Here is a 17,418-nt window from a genome sequence, read left to right on the forward strand (position 1 = left end):
TGCGTTCACTGCTGCAACAAACGATTTCCAATGATTTAACGCGGCCAGCGTGCCGTGTGAAAAACCACCCCTTTTGTTTTCACACGGGCATCTGGCCCTCGAGCAGGAGACGACACGTCATGCTGAGCTGGGACGAATTCGACAAAGAAGAAGGTGAAGTTGCGGTCAAAGGCGCCAACGCCGGCCACGCTACTGAAGCCAACATGGACCGCCTCGACAGCGCCGGTGGTGCCGCCGCTCTTGAAGCCCGCGCCGTGACCGCCAGCGACTCCGCTGCCGTTGCCCGCGCCAAGGCGTCTCTGGATCAGCTCGACATCGCCGAAGGTCTGGCAGAGCTGGAAGGCTCTTCCGCCCGTGTCGCGGTTGACGAGAAGCGCATGATCAACTGCCGCGCCGACCTCAACCAGCTGGTGCCGTTCAAGTATGACTGGGCCTGGCAGAAGTACCTCGACGGCTGCGCCAACCACTGGATGCCGCAAGAGGTCAACATGACCGCCGACATCGCCCTGTGGAAAAACCCGGAAGGCCTGACCGACGACGAGCGTCGCATCGTCATGCGCAACCTGGGCTTCTTCTCCACCGCCGACTCCCTGGTTGCCAATAACCTGGTACTGGCCGTGTACCGCCTGATCACCAACCCGGAATGCCGCCAGTACATCCTGCGCCAGGCGTTCGAAGAGGCGATCCACACCCACGCCTACCAGTACTGCATCGAATCGCTGGCCATGGATGAAGGCGAGATCTTCAACATGTACCACGAGATTCCATCGGTCGCGAAGAAAGCCGCCTGGGGCCTGAAGTACACCCGTTCGATCTCCGATCCGAAGTTCGAAACCGGCACCGTCGACACCGACAAGGAACTGCTGCGCAACCTGATCGCCTACTACTGCGTTCTGGAAGGCATCTTCTTCTATTGCGGCTTCACCCAGATCCTGTCCATGGGCCGTCGCAACAAAATGACCGGTGTCGCCGAGCAGTTCCAGTACATCCTGCGCGACGAATCCATGCACCTGAACTTCGGCATCGACGTGATCAACCAGATCAAGATCGAAAACCCGCACCTGTGGGATGCCGAGATGAAGGAAGAAGCGACCCAGATGATCCTCCAGGGCACCCAACTGGAGATCGAATACGCTCGCGACACCATGCCGCGCGGTGTACTGGGCATGAACGCCGCGATGATGGAGGACTACCTCAAGTTCATCGCCAACCGTCGCCTGTCGCAGATCGGCCTGAAGGAAGAGTACCCAGGTACCACCAACCCGTTCCCATGGATGAGCGAGATCATGGACTTGAAGAAAGAGAAGAACTTCTTCGAGACCCGCGTGATCGAGTATCAGACTGGCGGCGCCTTGAGCTGGGATTGATTCCCGGATCAATGACACAAACAAGAAGCCCTGACCTGGTCAGGGCTTTTTTATTGGCCGCACCAATCTACACAGGGACTGGTTCATCAAAGTACGTGCAGGCGGCATGACCTGCCGCTATAAAGAACCCTCTTCCGCTTAAGGATCAAAGCGCTCATGAAATTCGATACCGCGTACTGCATCAGCCTCGACGACAAGTTGTCGATCTATGACGTGCGTGATCTGAATTTCGATGAAACCCTGGTCTTCGATTCGGCCAGGGAAAGTTTCCAGTGCCCCAACGATGAATGCCGCGCAGCGTTCGATAGCACTAATCAACTAGGCACTTTCAACGCCAAGAACGTCAACTACATCCGCACGCCGCATTTCAAGAACCTGCCCGCCACGCTTCATATGGAAGGATGCCCTTATGGGGTCAGCAAAAGCGCCGGTAGCGTGGAAGGCACCGCGACCGAAGAGGAACGCGAGGAGCATTTCCCCTCGGAGCTGCTCTTAAGCCGCCGTGAATACGTGCGCAAGCCGGCCAGCCCGCAAGCGGCAGTGGATGCCCCACAGGACACTCCGCCAGCCGCTACGGCCAGTTCGCACAAGCCCCATCCCGGGCGCGACACTACCCCGGACAAGACCAGCGTCTTCGCCCACCCGGTGGAGTGCTTTGTGTCGAACATCGACGACAAGGAACTGCTCAAGCGCATGCCGCTGAAGGTCGGCGAACACACGGCCAGCTACGCCTCATTCTTCAAGAAGATCGAGTACCTGCTGGACAACAAGGGGCTTATCTACTGGGGCAAGATCAAGGAGATCAAGGATTACACCCAAAGCTTTCGCATCGATTTCGAGCAGAAAGTCTGGTTCAAGGCCGAGGGCGAAACCAAGAAGAAGCCCTACTCGGTCAATGTCTACCTGAGCAAGAAGCTGATCGACAGCTACCGCAAGCGCAAAGCCTTCCTCGAGGAGATCAAGGGCGCCGCCGACAGCCAGCGGGAGCTGTACTGTTTCTTCTATGGCGTGACGCCGGCACTCAAGCAGGTGCCGAGCAAGAAAGACCCCGAGTCGACCTTCGGGGTCTTCAGCGCCAATATCGGGAACCTGGATCACTTCGTGATCCGCGAGGCGCCGGGGCTGGAGGCAAAATAACCTCCTTCGGTTTCAATGCTTGGGCAGCTCCAGAGCGACGGCCCCGGGGTGCTTCCTGACCACCGCATACGGCAGCACCGACCACTCAGGCCCGTCACAGGCCCGCGCTACCCGAGGAAAGTAGGCCTTGAGGAACAGCCCCTTGGGAGTGAAGTACCAACTGTTATCGCCCCAGACGCTCTCGTCGCTGTAGTTGCAGCCCTCGTCGGGGTCGGTCGGCTCGCGCATCTTGCCGGGGTACAAGGCGCGAAACTGCTGGACCAGCCAGGGTGCCAGTTTTTCCTGGTTGTATTCGTAGAGGCCTGTGCGCTCAGCTTCGGTGAGACGAGTGTCCCCTTTGCCATTGCGGTCGCTGTGCAATAGCGGTTTGCCTTGCCCCACCCAGAGCACATCGGACAGTGACAACGGGTGGCCACTGTTCACGTCGATATTCATGGGGGAGTCGCCAAAGTCCGGGTGAGCACCGCCGCAGGAATAGCTGGTGGAGATATTCACGCTCAGTACCGCCGGTGAGAAGAACTGTGGTTTTACCGTCTGCATGAATTCGCCCTCCTGGGAGCCGGCTCCCAGCAGGCACTCGTGGTAGGCGCTCACCTCGCGCCACAGACGCTCCATCAACAACTGATTGAGACGCTGTTGCTGAGCTTCCGGGTAACCGCTGACCACCTTGAACATCGACAGCTTCGACCCTGGCTCGCTCCACCATTGCAGGGTGTAACCCATGAAGCTCTGCTGCTTGCCCTGCTTGAGGGCAAGGCCCTGCAGGCGCAGGTATTCGTACAGGTCATTCGGATAAAGCTGCGCCAGATAGGGCAACGCATCCGGCTTGGGCGCCTCAGCCTTGGCCGTGGACAACTGCACATCGAGAGTCTTGCCCTTGGAATCCTGCCACTGTCCCTGCCAGCCATCGGCAGTTTGCTGCAACTTGAAGGTGGGCAGGGCCGCCTGCTCATCGTCAGGGCGGCCTCCTCCCTCCCGCAGCTCCAGCGCCTGCCCGACAAGCGTGCCGTTGAGTGCCAGATCATGGTGATACTTCTGATAGAAATATCGCCCTGTGACGTCCTTGGGATCGCCGGTATTGATTTCCAGCACAATCGGCATCTTGCCCAGAGTGCCGCTGAGAACCTGTCGAGAGGGCGAGGCCTGCAGACCCTGAAGGTAGATACACAGCAACAGGGCACCGAGGGTCTGGCGCATCAATCCGTTGAACATGGAAACTCCCTTGCATGAAAAGGCCGCCAGCGTCGTCAGCAGCGCCTGGGCCTGTGGTAAGCGACGAGCAATTATGGACCGGCGCCCCAGGACAATCGAGCGGCCAAGCGTGACGCTTCTATCACTTCAGGCACATGCTCAGCAGCACCAGAAACAACAGACCGATGTAAACCCTCGCATGTACCCGGTCAGGGATCCTGCCGATCCAGGGCGCGGCCAGACGAATACCCAGCAACGAACCGAGGGTGAGGACAAAAAACGCCAGCAGGTCGACATAACCGACAAACCAGGGCCCCAGATCGAAGCGGCTATAGCCTGCCAGCGCCATATAGGTCGCAGTACCCGCCAGCGCCACGGGGACACTCAGCGGATTGGCCATGGAGGTGGCCTGGGTCATGCTCAGGCCGCAGCGACGTAGCAGGGGAACTGTCATGACACTGCCACCCACTCCGAGGAAGGTAGCAATGACGCCTATTCCTACACCGCCAAAGAGCGTTTCGCCTGATCCCAGGTCACGGGTTTTCTGCCCTACCGACTGTTCAAGAAACCCCCGGCGCAGCAGGCAGTCGGCAATGGTCAGACCCAGGTAGGCAATAAAGGCATAGCGGATCACCTCGCCACTCACCCACATGGCCCCCGCCGCGCCAACTATCGCCCCCAGCCCGATATAGCCACCCAGGGGCCACAGATAGCGGCGGACAAGGTTGCCTGCGCGCTGGTGCCTGCCGGTGGCAACCAGGGCGTTGACGATCATCACGCAGGTCGAAGTGGCTACCGCGACATGCATCGCCGCCTGCCCCACCGCCGAATCGGCGCCCTGGCTGCCGAGCAACATCCAGTACAGCAGCGGTACCACCACAAACCCGCCACCAAAGCCGAACAGCACGGCGCTGATGCCCGTCATGCAACCAAAAAGTGCCAACAGTAGATAGAACATCAAGGCGTTTCCATTCAGGTAGACGCCCTGGAAGATAGAACCCCAGCGCTTGGCCGGCTTCAGCAAATTGGCCAATAATGTTTGCGTTTACGCCAAATACGGGACTGTGTCGGCATGCGCAATATCTCCATCGACCAACTGGATCAGACCCCGCGTCCCGTGCTCGCCATTGGCACCGATTACCCAGACGGGCAACGCCTGCCGCGCCATCGGCATCGGCGGGCGCAACTGCTCTATGGCGCCACCGGAGTGATGCAGGTCAGTACCGATCAGGGCAACTGGGTGGTACCACCGCAGCGGGCGGTGTGGATTCCACCGGGGGTGGAACATGAGGTGCTGATGCTTGGGGTCAGCACTCGCAGCCTGTATATCGAGCCGGCCGCGGCGCCACTGGACAGCAGCGGCTGCCGGGTCATCGGCATCTCGCCACTGCTGCGCCAGCTACTGCTGGAAGCAGTGGACATGCCCCTGGAATACGACCTGGACGGGCGCGACGGGCTGCTGATCAACCTGCTGCTGCACGAAATCCAGCGTTGCCCTGGCCTGCCGCTGCACATTCCCTTGCCGGCCGGCGGCCCACTGCTGGAGCTGTGCCGGGCTTTTCTCGCCCGGCCCGATGTCCATCAATCCCCCCTGCATTGGGCAGACCGACTGCATGTCAGCCTGCGTACCTTCAATCGCTGGTTTCGCCAGGAGACCGATATGAGCTTCGTGCAGTGGCGGCAACGGGCCTGCGTGATCCAGGCCCTGGCCCGGCTGGCGGCCGCGGAGCCGGTAACCCGAATCGCCCTGGACCTGGGTTATGACAGCCCTGGCGCGTTCTCCACCATGTTCCGTCGGGTGCTGGGGCAATCCCCCAGCACCTACCTGAATCAAGAACATCCAGCCCCTGGAAAAGCCTTGTGACCAAAGGCTGGCGCAGTGGCAGAAATTGAGTTTGATCCGGACGCAAAACAACTGTACAAATATCCAGTACAAAGCCAACGCACTGCCTAACCTCCCGGAGAAAACCATGGCCTCTCTCGCGATGAAAATCACCCTGGAACGTATCGCTCTCTATCAATTCACCCCGCAACACTGTGCCCAGGCCCGGGACATGCTGGGCTGGGACATGGATCAGCTGTCCCGCGAGTCCGCGGTCTCGGTGCAAGCCATCCAGCGCTTCGAAGCGGGCTACGAGGTCCGTGACGTAACCCGCCTGGCCCTGGCGTTCTGCCTTGAGGCCCAGGGCCTGGTGTTCTTCCCGGGCTTCACCCCTGGCCGCGGCATGAACATCAAGGGAGCCACTCCCAACCCGATGGAGCGGCCCGACTACGCCCTGATCGAATGATCCAGCCGCCTGGGCAAGTGCTCGCACAAGGCCGGTACCGGCAGAGGGGTCGAGCCCGGACGAACCGGCGGGCAGGCCAGGGTTTTGATCCGGGCCTCATGGTGCCGCAAACGGCGGATGCCATGGTCACCATCCTCATAACCCGCCGCCCGGGCGAAGAAGGCCTGGGTCAGGCGGATTCGACGCCCGCCTGCTCCAGTGCACCTTCCACCTCCAGCCACCAGGCGGCTCCCCGCTGCGGCTGCGCCAGGTTGAAGGCTTCGCCCATTTGCGGCGTGGTGATGTTGGTACTGCGCTCCCAGGCCAGGGCCAGGATGCGGTCGAAGGGTTCGTGCCAGGCGTGCATCGCCAGGTCGAAGGTGCCGTTGTGAATCGGTAGCAGCCAACGACCTTGCAGGTCGATGTGGGCCTGCAGAGTCTGCTCGGGCTGCATGTGCACATGGGGCCATTCGACGTTGTAGGCCCCGGTTTCCATCAGTGTCAGGTCGAATGGGCCGTACTGCTGGCCGATACGCTTGAAACCGTCGAAATAACCGGTATCGCCGCTGAAGAAGATCCGCGTGGGGCCATCGATCATCACCCAGGAGGCCCACAAGGTCCGGTTGCCATCGAACAGACCACGCCCGGAAAAGTGCTGCGATGGGGTGGCAACGAAACGGACGCCAGCGACCTCACAGCCCTGCCACCAATCCAGTTGCCGGACCTTGGCCGCCGGCACGCCCCACTTGATCAAGGTATCGCCCACCCCCAGCGGGGTGAGGAAATGCCGAGTCTTGTCCGCCAGGACCACCACGGTCTTGTGATCAAGGTGATCGTAATGATCATGAGACAGGATCACCGCCTCGATATCGGGCAATTGCTCCAGGCTGATCGGCGGCTGGTGAAAGCGCTTCGGCCCGGCCCATTGCACGGGTGACGCGCGCTCGGCAAACACCGGATCGGTGATCCAGAACTTGCCGCGCATCTTCAGCAGCACGGTGGAATGCCCCAGGCGGTAGACGCTGTGATCGGGCGCCGCCAGCAACTGCTCGCGGGTCAGCGGCTGCACCGGAATGGCTCCGGCCGGGCGGGTATTGCGCGGCTTGTGGAACAACATGTTCCAGAAGATCTGCAGGGTCTTGCCAAAGCCGGCACGACGCACCGGCGCATGGTTGCGAAAAGCCCCCTGCTCCTGGCGCGAGGTTTCCTCGCGGGGAGCACGGGTGATACTTGACGAGACAGTGGCCATGATTGAAATGACTCCATGGAACGCAGCAAGGTTGCGACGTGGTATTGCGGGACGATCTACTGGCCAAGGCACGCAAGCATCAGCCGCCAATCATCGTTTCGAAGATGAACTACACTACACAGTGTAGTTTCTACATTGCAACAGGAAACAGACGAAGTAGACTGCCGAGTGTTTTTACCGACCACCCTGACCGAACCCAACTTATGACAGCCCCGAAGCGCCTCACCGACCTCAAACGCAGTGCCATCGTCCAGGCGGCGATCAGTGAATTTCGCACCAGCGGTTTCGAGATCACCAGCATGGACAAGATTGCCGCTACGGCTGGGGTGTCCAAGCGCACGGTGTACAACCACTTCCCCAGCAAGGAGGAACTGTTCGCCGAGATCCTGCACCAGCTCTGGGCCAGCATCAGCGCGCAATCGGAAATCATCTACCGCAGCGACCTGCCCCTGCGCGAGCAGTTGGAAAAGGTCGTGCGGGCCAAGCTGCAACTGCTGGCGGACGACAACTTTCTCGATCTGGCCCGGGTGGCCATCGCCGCAGCCATTCACTCGCCGGAACGGGCGCAGAACATGGTGGCGCGGCTTGGCGAACGGGAAGAAGGCCTGACCCTGTGGATTCGCGGCGCCCTGGCCGACGGTCGCCTCAAGCCGGTAGACCCGGAATTCGCCGCGACCCAGATGCACGGCCTGCTCAAGAGCTTCGCCTTCTGGCCGCAGATCACCATGGGCCAGGCGCCACTGGCAACAGGCATGCAAAATCAGGTCGTCGAGTCGGCGCTGGACATGTTCCTGGGCCACTACCAGGCCTGAGTTCCCGGGGCACTTATGCCCACCGAACCGCAGCCGGCGGTCGCCACCACTGTGAAATGGCTTGGAAGGACACTGATTATTCTCACTGGAATAAATGACAATATTCACCAGACTGATCCGATAAACGGCTAAGCCGAAAAAACACCACAAGGTGTTTCAGTACAGAACCTGGTGCAGGAATTTATGGAAAACCAACGCGGCAAGGGGCTGTCATTTGCCCGGCGCATCTATCGGCCAAGGATCATCGGCCTGGGTATCGGCGGTATCAGTGTATTCGCCACCCTCTACCCCCTTGCACTGCCCGGTTGGATCTGGGCCCTGCTCCTGTTCCACGGCCTGCTCTGGCCTCACCTGGCCTATCAACTCTCCACCCGTTCTGCCTTTCCCTACCAGGCAGAACGTCGCAACCTGCTGTACGACTCGATGCTGGGCGGTTTCTGGGCTGCCACCATGCAGTTCAATCCCCTGCCCGCCGTCACCATCCTGTCGATGATGGCCATGAACAATGTGGCCGCCGGGGGGGTGCGTCTGTTCATCCGTGGCGCTCTGGCCCAGGGCATCGGGGTCCTGTTGTCCTGGTCGCTGTTCGGCGCCAGCTTCAATACCCGGATCAGCCCGCTGCAGATCTATGCCTGCCTGCCGATGCTCACGCTCTATCCGCTGGCCGTGGGCATGGTCTGCTACCGGCTGGCGATCAAGCTGTCCGAGCACAAGCGCGCCCTGAGCGCCCTGAGCCGCACCGACAGCCTCACCGGTCTGCTCAACCACGGCTCCTGGAAAGACCTGCTGCATATCAAGTTCCACAAATGCCAGCAGCAACAGATCGATGCCAGCATCGCCCTGATCGACATCGACCACTTCAAGGCGATCAACGACACCTACGGACACATCATCGGCGATACGGTGCTGCGCCATCTGAGCAACGAACTGCGGCGCAACCTGCGTCACGACGACCTCGCCGGCCGCTACGGCGGTGACGAGTTCTGCGTGATCCTGCCGCGCATGGACCGCCAGCAGGCACTGGAGGTCATGGAACGCCTGCGCCAGGTCTTCAGCCAGTACCGGCATCCGCAAGTGGCTGAACTGAAAGTCAGCCTGAGCATCGGCCTGGCCGCCTTCGACCGCGAATTCCAGGACCCTTCAAGTTGGCTCAACGCCGCCGACAAGGCCCTGTACCTGGCGAAAAACAGTGGCCGCAATCGAATTGCCAGCAATGACGACGAGGCTCATTCCCGGCAAACACAAATGGCATAAAAACCCAAAAAACTTATACAAAAAGGAAGTAAAAAACATTTTTGTACAACTTTATTTGGATTTATCCCGGCAATTGCCATCATAATGCCGCCACTTCGCTACCGAACAGGACCTCCATTCGGGGACAAATGCCGTAGCCCATCAATCCAACTAAATCGATTCGCAGCCACTACGTCTCCTCTTGATGCGGCCAACGATGCACGCCAGCAACGTCGCCCGCGTCATCGCTGCGAATTTATCTGTCAGTCATGGAACGCTGGCATTGAGCAGATAATGCCGAACGCTGGGGAGCATTCGGCATACCGGCGAACTCAATAGGGATCGACGCGACGTTTCTCCCACAGAGCACCAGCTACCATGCTATTCAACCGCCACAACAAGACCATCGATTCCCTGCAGCAAACCATTGCCGAACAATCCCGACTGCTGGAAGCCATCGATCGCTCCATGGCGGTGATCGAATTCGACCTGCAGGGCAACGTCCTGCGAGCCAACGCCAACTTTCTCCAGACCCTGGGCTATCGCGAAGACCAGGTGACAGGCCAGCCGCACCGCCTGTTCTGCACCCCGGAGTACGTTCGCAGCAGCGACTACCAGCAATTGTGGAACCGCCTCAGAAGCGGCCAGTTCGAATCCGGCACCTTCGAACGGGTGGCCAGCAACGGCCAGAGCCTGTGGCTGGAAGCCAGCTACAACCCCATCCGCGACGCATCCGGTGCAGTGTACAAAGTGGTCAAGTACGCCCTGGATGTCACCGCCCGAGTGCAGGAAGAGGTGGAGGCACGAAACAAGCTGGACGCCATCGACCGGGCCATGGCGGTGATCGAGTTCAACCTCGACGGCAGCATCATCGGTGCCAACAGCAATTTCCTCAGCCGCATGGGCTACAGCCTGGCCGAGATCAAGGGCAAGCATCACCGCATGTTCTGCAAACCCGAGCTGATCAACAGCAGCGCCTACCAGGACTTCTGGAACCGCCTGAACCGGGGTGAGTTCTTCAACGGTCAGTTCGAGCGGATCGACAGGCACGGACGTACGCTGTGGCTGGAAGCCAACTACAACCCGGTCTACGACGCCAGCGGGCGCCTGTGCAAAGTGGTCAAGTACGCCGCCGACGTCACCCAGCAGGTGGAAAAACACGAACAGGATGCCCAGAGCGCGAGCCAGGCTTATCACATCTCGGTGCAGACCCGTAAAGTCGCCGAACAAGGCACCGGAGTGATCCAGCAAGCCGCCAGCGAAATGCGCCAGATCGCCGAGAACATCGAGGGATCTTCATCGCTGATCGCGCGCCTGGGCGAACGCTCCGAGCAGATCACCGCCATCGTCAACACCATCCGCGCCATTGCCGACCAGACCAACCTGCTGGCTCTGAACGCCGCCATCGAAGCGGCCCGGGCCGGGGACCAGGGCCGTGGTTTTGCCGTGGTGGCCGATGAAGTCCGGCAATTGGCGGCGCGCACCAGCGGCTCGACGGCGGAAATCTCCAGCATGATCGATATGATCCAGAACGAAACGCAGCAAGCCATCAAGAGCATGGACGGTACCCGGGAGCGGGCGGCCAAGGGCGTGCAACTGGCGGATCAGGCGGGCACGGTGATCCTGCAGATTCGCGACGGTGCCAGCGAGGCGGTAGAGGCCGTGAGCATGTTCGCCAACGAACGCGGCGCCCCCTGAGGGCAGGCTTTCCCGGCGTCGAGAGCGACGTCGGGCCTGGCCCGGGAGGCTATAGTGGCCTGACGTCCCAGTGCCTGGCGGAGGCCATCATGAGTTCCAGCGACATCCCGAAGAAAACCACTCCGGTCATCGACCACCTGCGCTTTCATCGCGTCCATGCCCACCTGGCGCCGACCTTCGGCACCGATAACTTCGCCTTGAAGGCCGAAGCCTTCGCCCGGTTCTTCGGCACCCCGACCTTCCTCGGCGCACAAACCCTGGTGGTGCTGGTCTGGGTGGCCCTGAACCTGACCGGCGTCACCCATTTCGACGTCTATCCCTTCATCCTGCTGAACCTGGCCTTCAGCCTGCAATCGGCCTATGCCGCCCCGCTGATTCTCCTCGCACAGACCCGCCAGGCCGCGCGGGACAAGGCCCAGGCGGATGCCGATGCGCAGCACCGCGAAGCCCTGGCCGTTGCCAACAGCGAACGCCAGGCCCAGGCCGCACAGACCACCACGCAACTGATGGAGCTGCTGGAACAGAACACCCGCCTGACAGAAATGACCAAGCAACTGACCGAGCGCATCGAGAATCTCACCAGTGAGATGCATGAGCATTTCGTGCGCAAGGATCAACCCAAGGCCTGAAGGCCTCAGGGCCAGCGCAGGTGCCGCGCCAACTCGTCGAACAGTGTCACCACCGAACGCAAGGCCCGACAGTCCGGGCGGGTCAGCAGCCACAGGGCGGTTTCCTGGCCCAGAGGTTCACTCAACGCTTCCAGCCCGGCGCTGCCCACCAGGAAATCCGGCAGCGCGGCCACGCCCAGGCCAGCGCGCACCAGCTCGGTAACCGAAAGCATGCTGTTGCAGCGGTAACTGGGCTGTACGCCGGGCCATTGCTGGCGACGCCAGACCACGGTGGGGTGATCGGGCAGGAAATCGTCCGGGGCGATCCAGGCCAGCCGCGACAGATCAGTGCAGTCGACCCGTTGCCGATAGGCCGGGCTGGCGCATACCCGGTAGGACACCGCCCCCAGGCAGCGCCCCACCAGGTGCTCTGGAGGCCTGGCGGTCAGGCGCACGGCAATATCCGCATCACGCCGGTTGAGATTGGCGAAATCATTGGACGTGCACAGCTCGATGACCAGTGCCGGGTAGTTCGCCATGAACTGCGCCAGGGCCGGCAGCAACAGGCCTTGCAACACCGAATCGGTACAAGTCAGGCGTACCGTGCCGCTGACCACTTCGCCGCCCCGGGCCACGCCGATACGCGCCGCTTCCAGGGCCTGTTCAGCATGTTCTGCCTGCTGCGCCAGGGCCTGGGCCAGGCTGGTGGGCAAGTAGCCGGCGCGGCTCTTGTCGAACAACTGCTGGCCCAGCCCGGCCTCCAGCCGGCGCACGGCGCGAAACACCGTCGAGACATCGACCTTGAGCAGGGCCGCAGCACGCGCCAGGGAGCCGCCGCGAACCAGGGCCAGGATCAATGAGAGATCGGGATAGTCCAACTGATAGTGCGCTGGTGCAATGATCATTTGGGTAAACGCCAATATTGATTGCGTAGGCGCCAATTTATAGTGGGCCCAGGCCATCGACAACTCAGGGTCACAACCGGAGAGTTCCATGCATCCACAGGTACCAGCACCGACCATTCGTATCGCCCTGGTGGGGGATTACGACCCACAGATCACCGCGCACCAGGCCATCCCCCTGGCCCTGGAGCGGGCAGCGCAGGAGGGTGCCGGCCCAATGGAATACCAGTGGCTGGCAACCGCCGATCTGCACCAGGAGAATGACCTGGAGGGCTTCCACGGTATCTGGTGTGTCCCCGGCAGCCCCTACCGCAACATCGAGGGTGCCCTGCTGGCGATCCGCGTGGCGCGTGAACAGCAGCGGCCATTTCTCGGTACCTGTGGCGGCTTTCAGCACGCGGTCCTGGAATACGCCCGCAATGTGCTGGGCTGGGCCGATGCTGAACACGGCGAAACCGCGCCCGACGCCGAGCGCGTGCTGCTCACGCCCTTGAGTTGCGCCCTGGTGGAAGCCCGGGACTCGATTCAGTTGCGCGCCAACAGCCGCATCGCCAGGGCCTACGGCACAACCTGCATCGAGGAAGGTTATCGCTGCCGCTATGGCGTCAATCCGGACTTCGCTGGCGCCCTGCTCAGCGGCACCTTGCTCCCCACTGGCCATGACAGCGCCGGCGACCTGCGCAGCCTGGAACTGGACGAGCATCCGTTCTTCGTCGCCACCCTGTTCCAACCCGAGCGCGCGGCCCTCCAGGACCGCACACCGCCTCTGGTCAGGGCCTTGCTCACGGCCTGCCGGGAGTGCCAAGCATGACTGACCGGGCTCCCGCACCGCCCTACTACGCCGTGATTTTCAGTTCCCAGCGCGGTGAAGCCGACCCCGCCTATGAACAGGCAGCCGAACGCATGCTCGAACTGGCGCGCCAGCAGCCGGGGTTTCTCGGGGTCGAATCGGCACGAGGTGAGGACGGCTTCGGCATCACCGTGTCGTACTGGAGCAGCGAAGCGGCGATCCTGGCCTGGAAGCAGCACCCCGAACACAGCGCGATCCGCGAGCGCGGTCGGGCACAGTGGTATCGCCAGTTCAGCACCCGGGTGAGCAAGGTCCAACGGGCTTACGGCTTTCCAGGCTGAGCCCGCTTCAGGCACGGATTCCCGAGCCGCCCGGGTGACGGCTCGGGGGCACGCATCAGCCCTGCGTGGTCGACAGCAGGCTGCGCACCGCCTGGATTTCCGGCAAGTCGCTGCGGCGCATGTATACCCGCAGCGGCTCGCTGATATTGATCCGGTCGTCGATGTTCTGATCCAGCAGCAGCTGGATCTGCTCGCGCTTGAGGCTCATGGCCTGGTCCGACACCGGCGCCCAGACAAACTCGTGGGCCGGCACTATGGCGTCGTCGGCCACGTCCATGCCAAAGGAGTCTTCGCTGAAGCGCACGATATAGCGACCGGTCTTGCGATTGAAGCCGACAAAGCCCTTGAGCTGGTCGGCAGCCTGACAGATGAGTTCGGAGGTGATGCTCATGGTAAACCTCACTAGAGTCCCGCAGGACAGGTGATCAATGGTCTACACGCGAGGCAAGGGACAGCGGAGTTTTCAGGGCCTCCCTCTGATGGGGAAACTGCAGCGCCCAAGAGTACTGCAAAGCGCCGGAAAAAAGCGCTGAAAAATGCAAATGAGAGGGATTTATGTCGCTCTGGAGATAGCACAAGCGTCATCGAGTTGTTAAAAGATATCCCCTTGCACACGCCCCCACGAAAGGATTTCGAGCATGCCCGCGACCTTCACCCCTTGTGCCCTGATGCTGGGCCTGATGCTCGCTTGCGGACTGGCCCAGGCCTCTGAACAGCCTGACCCGGACGCCCTGGCCGCTCGCCAGGGGATTCCACAGCCAGCGGTGATCGCCCACCGCGGCGCCTCTTTCGATGCCCCCGAATCCACCGCGGCTTCCTACACGCTGGCCCGGGACCTGGGCGCCGACTACCTGGAAATGGACCTGCAACGCAGCAAGGATGGCGTGCTCTTCGCCCTGCACGACAACAACCTGCAACGCACCACCGACGTGGCGCAGAAATTCCCCGAACGCAAGGACAGCCCGGCCAACGCCTTCACCATGGCGGAACTGAAAACCCTCGACGCCGGCAGCTGGTTCAACCAGGCCCACCCGGAGCGGGCGCGACCGGGCTTTGCCGGGCTGAAGATCCTCACCCTGGATGAAATCATCGACATCGCCCAGGGCAATGCGCAGCACAAGCCCGGGCTGTATATCGAGACCAAGGAACCCCAGCTGTTCCCCGGTATCGAGCACGACCTCAAGGAAAAACTCCAGGACCGTGGCTGGCTGAGCCCGGCCGGTTCCAAGCTGGCGAAAAGCGAACTGGCGGTGGGCCAGGGCAAGGGCAAGGTGGTACTGCAGACCTTCGACAAGCACAGCCTGGAACTGCTGCACCAGGCAATGCCCAACGTGCCGAAAGTACTGTTGCTTTGGGTCGCGCCCGGTAGTATCGAACCCGCGTCCGGCCAGAGCTTCGCCAGCAGCGGCGAAACCGACAAGGCCGCGTTCTATGCCCGGCAGCAGCCCAAGGACCAGGCCGAGTTCAAGCGCTGGGTGGATTTCGCCAAGGCCCAGGGTGCCATCGGCACCGGCCCTTCCGCGGCCCTGACCGGCGGTGGCGAGCAGAGCTACTCGGACCTGGTGCAACCCTGGATGAACCAGTACACCCACGACCAGGGCCTGCTGGTGCACGTCTACACCATCGACGAGCCGGTGGACTTCAAGAAGGTCATGGATGCCGGGGTCGATGGCATCTTCACCAACCGCAGTGCCGAACTGCTCAAGTACTTCAAGCGGCCGGCCAGTGCCAGCGTGGCGCAATTGCTGGACGCCAGCGGTTACTGAATGGCGGTTTCGCACTGGCACGGCGAGCTCTGGCTGGGCCGGGATTTCGGCCTGATCCACGGGGCGATGGGGCCAACCGAGCCCCATGCCCACTATGCCCATCAGCTGATCATCGCCCCCGGGCAACCGGTCACGGTGGCGCTCGCGGGCGGGCTGCAGAGCGCTCATTACCTGTTGATCCCGGCCTTGCAGCGCCACGCCATCGTTCAGGCTCCCGAGCAGGCCTTCACGGTGTACGCCGAGCCGCTGCTGATCGCCGTCGAAGACCTGCAAGCATGCGTCAGTGGCGCCGAACCCTCACTGCCCGGCCTGGAAGCGGCGCTGCGCCGTTGCCCGCGCCAGCCCGTTGCCGACCCACGTGTAGCGCGGGCACTGCACGCCGTGGATGCCGCCCTGGAGGGCAAGGTGGCCGCCGCGCAACTGGCGGCCCGGGCCCATGTATCCCTGAGCCAGCTGGAGCGTCTGTTCGCCCGTGACGTCGGCCTGCCGGTAAGGCGCCTGGTGCTCTGGCGCCGCCTGCGCCTGGCCATGGCCCTGGTGCTGGAGGGCCAGACCCACACTGGCGCGGCACACGGCGCCGGGTTCGCCGACAGCGCGCACTTCTCCCGCACCCTGAAAAGCCTGTTCGGCGTCACCGCCAGCCAGGCCCTCAAGCACCTCAAGCCTCGCTTGCTGGTCTGACGCGCCGGCGCAACTGCTCGGGCACCACGGGTTCTGCCCCATAGCGCTGGGCCTTGAACGGCTCCAGCAACTGCGGCCAGTAATCCACCGGGTAGTCGGCACGGCTGCCAATCCCCAGGTCGCCCTGGCGCATGCAATAGTCATCGCGATAAAACGCGGTGCCCAGCAGCCAGTCCCAGAGATTGAAGAACAGCCCGAAGTTCACATCCCCGGCGCGTCCGTACTTCATGTGGTGAAAGCGATGCACCGGCGCCCAGGCGAAGATCCAGCGCAAAGGCCCCAGGCGCATGTCGACATTGGAATGCTGCAACAGCAGCTGGACGGCAATGGCCAGGGCCAGCAACTGCGCCACCGGCAGCGGGATGCCCAGCAACACCAGCGGCAGCAGCCCGGCCGAAGCTTCGATCAACTGGTGCAGGGGATGCTTGAGCAAGCCATTGAAACCGTACATGCGCTGCACACTGTGATGCACCGCATGCAAACGCCAGAGCCAGGCCAGGCGGTGACTGGCGTAGTGGGCCAGGGTAATGCCGCAATCAGCGATCACGATGGCCAGCAGCAACTGCCCCCAGAGCGGCCAGCCCTGGGGCCAGAGCCCATCATGGGCCAGCAGCGCCACCAGCCCGGGCAACGCCAGCAGCCCCAGCGCATTGAGGCTTTCATTGACCAGGGCATGCAGGCTGTCGCGCAGCCGGTCGCCTTGGGAACGGTTCCAGCCAGGCTCATAGGGCAAGCACCATTCCGCCAGGAACGACACCCCCAGCGCAGCCCCGAACACCCCCAACAACCCGCTGGCAGACGCCGGCCCAGCACTCATCCACCACACCCCGGCGCCGATGAACCCGGCAAACACCAAGGGTGCGTACAACCATGCAAGCATTCGTTTCATTTGCTGCAGCTCCTGTAGGGAAAACCGCAGCTTGCGACCCGATGCCGGGGCGCGGCTTGAACAAACGACGCAAAGAGTGACCTGAATTAAGGGTGAATTAAGTTGCGTTGGCTAACCTGTGCCCATCGAAACCCATCACCCCAAGGAATCAACCCATGACCAAGTTCTCCGCCCTGTTCGCAGCCGCCGCCCTGACCCTGACCGCTGGCCTGGCCCAGGCCGATGTGCGCCCGGACCTGATCCCCGGTCTGCTCAAGTCCGGCGCCATCATGGACCTGGAAAAACTCAACCAGGCCGCCCTCGCCCAGCACCCGGGCACCACCGCCGCCAGCATCACCGACACCGAGCTCGAGCAGACCGCCACTGGCGCCTACGTCTACCAGGTGGAACTGCGCGACAGCAAAGGCATCGAGTGGGACGTGGACCTGGATGCCAAGACCGGCAAGGTCCTGAGCAACAAGCAAGACAAGTAACCCCCCCGCCCCTA

At 62.1% G+C, this 17,418-nt stretch carries 18 protein-coding genes and 2 pseudogenes; 14 read left to right on the forward strand and 6 right to left on the reverse strand.

Features of this window, described 5'->3' with window-relative positions:
- The first annotated feature begins 119 nt into the window (after positions 1-119).
- Positions 120-1,367: a ribonucleotide-diphosphate reductase subunit beta gene (locus ACUXVH_RS17825; RefSeq protein ID WP_011062780.1), complete on the forward strand. Its 1,248-nt coding sequence runs from the start codon at positions 120-122 to the stop codon at positions 1,365-1,367.
- A 156-nt stretch (positions 1,368-1,523) separates the two neighbouring features.
- Complete coding sequence (locus tag ACUXVH_RS17830; RefSeq protein WP_065365403.1) at positions 1,524-2,504, forward strand: hypothetical protein; 981 nt, start codon at positions 1,524-1,526, stop codon at positions 2,502-2,504.
- Positions 2,505-2,516: 12 nt separating this feature from the next.
- Here the strand turns inward: ACUXVH_RS17830 and ACUXVH_RS17835 are convergent, their stop codons facing one another.
- Positions 2,517-3,716, reverse strand: coding sequence for a hypothetical protein (locus ACUXVH_RS17835; protein WP_065365402.1), 1,200 nt, complete (start codon positions 3,714-3,716; stop codon positions 2,517-2,519).
- A gap of 121 nt (positions 3,717-3,837) precedes the next feature.
- Entirely contained in the window at positions 3,838-4,653 is an 816-nt protein-coding gene (locus ACUXVH_RS17840) for a sulfite exporter TauE/SafE family protein (RefSeq protein WP_011062783.1), read from the reverse strand.
- A 114-nt stretch (positions 4,654-4,767) separates the two neighbouring features.
- Between ACUXVH_RS17840 and ACUXVH_RS17845 the strand changes: the two genes are divergently transcribed.
- Both ACUXVH_RS17845 and ACUXVH_RS17850 read left to right on the forward strand, forming a co-directional pair.
- Entirely contained in the window at positions 4,768-5,559 is a 792-nt protein-coding gene (locus ACUXVH_RS17845) for an AraC family transcriptional regulator (protein WP_011062784.1), read from the forward strand.
- A 106-nt stretch (positions 5,560-5,665) separates the two neighbouring features.
- Positions 5,666-5,983, forward strand: coding sequence for an XRE family transcriptional regulator (locus ACUXVH_RS17850; protein ID WP_026020019.1), 318 nt, complete (start codon positions 5,666-5,668; stop codon positions 5,981-5,983).
- Between the two features lie 169 nt (positions 5,984-6,152).
- Here the strand turns inward: ACUXVH_RS17850 and ACUXVH_RS17855 are convergent, their stop codons facing one another.
- Entirely contained in the window at positions 6,153-7,211 is a 1,059-nt protein-coding gene (locus tag ACUXVH_RS17855) for an MBL fold metallo-hydrolase (RefSeq protein ID WP_123397306.1), read from the reverse strand.
- 203 nt (positions 7,212-7,414) lie between these two features.
- On the opposite strand from ACUXVH_RS17855, the gene ACUXVH_RS17860 reads away from it, so the two are divergent.
- The 5 genes and pseudogenes from ACUXVH_RS17860 (at position 7,415) to ACUXVH_RS17880 (ending at position 11,583) form a co-directional block, all read left to right on the forward strand.
- On the forward strand, positions 7,415-8,023 hold the full coding sequence (locus ACUXVH_RS17860; protein ID WP_011062787.1) for a TetR/AcrR family transcriptional regulator: 609 nt from the start codon (positions 7,415-7,417) through the stop codon (positions 8,021-8,023).
- A gap of 183 nt (positions 8,024-8,206) precedes the next feature.
- Positions 8,207-9,277, forward strand: a complete 1,071-nt coding sequence (locus ACUXVH_RS17865; protein ID WP_011062788.1) for a diguanylate cyclase — start codon at positions 8,207-8,209, stop codon at positions 9,275-9,277.
- A 357-nt stretch (positions 9,278-9,634) separates the two neighbouring features.
- Positions 9,635-10,408, forward strand: a pseudogene (locus tag ACUXVH_RS17870) (PAS domain-containing protein); the annotation flags it as partial.
- 105 nt (positions 10,409-10,513) lie between these two features.
- A pseudogene (locus ACUXVH_RS17875) lies at positions 10,514-10,954 on the forward strand (methyl-accepting chemotaxis protein); the annotation flags it as partial.
- 89 nt (positions 10,955-11,043) lie between these two features.
- On the forward strand, positions 11,044-11,583 hold the full coding sequence (locus ACUXVH_RS17880) for a DUF1003 domain-containing protein (RefSeq protein WP_065365400.1): 540 nt from the start codon (positions 11,044-11,046) through the stop codon (positions 11,581-11,583).
- A 5-nt stretch (positions 11,584-11,588) separates the two neighbouring features.
- Here the strand turns inward: ACUXVH_RS17880 and ACUXVH_RS17885 are convergent, their stop codons facing one another.
- Positions 11,589-12,467: a LysR family transcriptional regulator gene (locus tag ACUXVH_RS17885; RefSeq protein ID WP_011062791.1), complete on the reverse strand. Its 879-nt coding sequence runs from the start codon at positions 12,465-12,467 to the stop codon at positions 11,589-11,591.
- An 88-nt stretch (positions 12,468-12,555) separates the two neighbouring features.
- Here ACUXVH_RS17885 and ACUXVH_RS17890 point away from each other — a divergent pair, with 88 nt between their 5' ends.
- Both ACUXVH_RS17890 and ACUXVH_RS17895 read left to right on the forward strand, forming a co-directional pair.
- The gene (locus ACUXVH_RS17890) at positions 12,556-13,275 is read left to right on the forward strand and encodes a CTP synthase C-terminal region-related (seleno)protein (protein ID WP_065365399.1); all 720 of its coding nucleotides are present in this window, start codon (positions 12,556-12,558) and stop codon (positions 13,273-13,275) included.
- Positions 13,272-13,595 (forward strand): antibiotic biosynthesis monooxygenase family protein, encoded by a 324-nt coding sequence (locus ACUXVH_RS17895; RefSeq protein WP_065365398.1) that lies wholly within the window; start codon positions 13,272-13,274, stop codon positions 13,593-13,595. Before ACUXVH_RS17890 ends, ACUXVH_RS17895 begins: the two co-directional genes overlap by 4 nt.
- A 55-nt stretch (positions 13,596-13,650) precedes the next feature.
- On the opposite strand, the gene ACUXVH_RS17900 is transcribed toward ACUXVH_RS17895, so the two are convergent.
- Complete coding sequence (locus tag ACUXVH_RS17900; protein WP_011062794.1) at positions 13,651-13,986, reverse strand: DUF2025 family protein; 336 nt, start codon at positions 13,984-13,986, stop codon at positions 13,651-13,653.
- Between the two features lie 247 nt (positions 13,987-14,233).
- Between ACUXVH_RS17900 and ACUXVH_RS17905 the strand changes: the two genes are divergently transcribed.
- Together ACUXVH_RS17905 and ACUXVH_RS17910 are read left to right on the forward strand one after the other, a co-directional pair.
- Complete coding sequence (locus ACUXVH_RS17905; RefSeq protein WP_011062795.1) at positions 14,234-15,361, forward strand: glycerophosphodiester phosphodiesterase; 1,128 nt, start codon at positions 14,234-14,236, stop codon at positions 15,359-15,361.
- Positions 15,362-16,042: a helix-turn-helix domain-containing protein gene (locus ACUXVH_RS17910; RefSeq protein WP_065365397.1), complete on the forward strand. Its 681-nt coding sequence runs from the start codon at positions 15,362-15,364 to the stop codon at positions 16,040-16,042.
- Here ACUXVH_RS17910 and ACUXVH_RS17915 read toward each other — a convergent pair.
- Positions 16,020-16,931 (reverse strand): sterol desaturase family protein, encoded by a 912-nt coding sequence (locus ACUXVH_RS17915; protein ID WP_011062797.1) that lies wholly within the window; start codon positions 16,929-16,931, stop codon positions 16,020-16,022. The two genes, ACUXVH_RS17910 and ACUXVH_RS17915, sit on opposite strands and share 23 nt — an antisense overlap.
- Before the next feature lie 155 nt (positions 16,932-17,086).
- On the opposite strand from ACUXVH_RS17915, the gene ACUXVH_RS17920 reads away from it, so the two are divergent.
- On the forward strand, positions 17,087-17,404 hold the full coding sequence (locus ACUXVH_RS17920) for a PepSY domain-containing protein (protein WP_011062798.1): 318 nt from the start codon (positions 17,087-17,089) through the stop codon (positions 17,402-17,404).
- Positions 17,405-17,418: the final 14 nt, after the last annotated feature.

This window comes from Pseudomonas sp. 8(2025) (assembly GCF_052665325.1).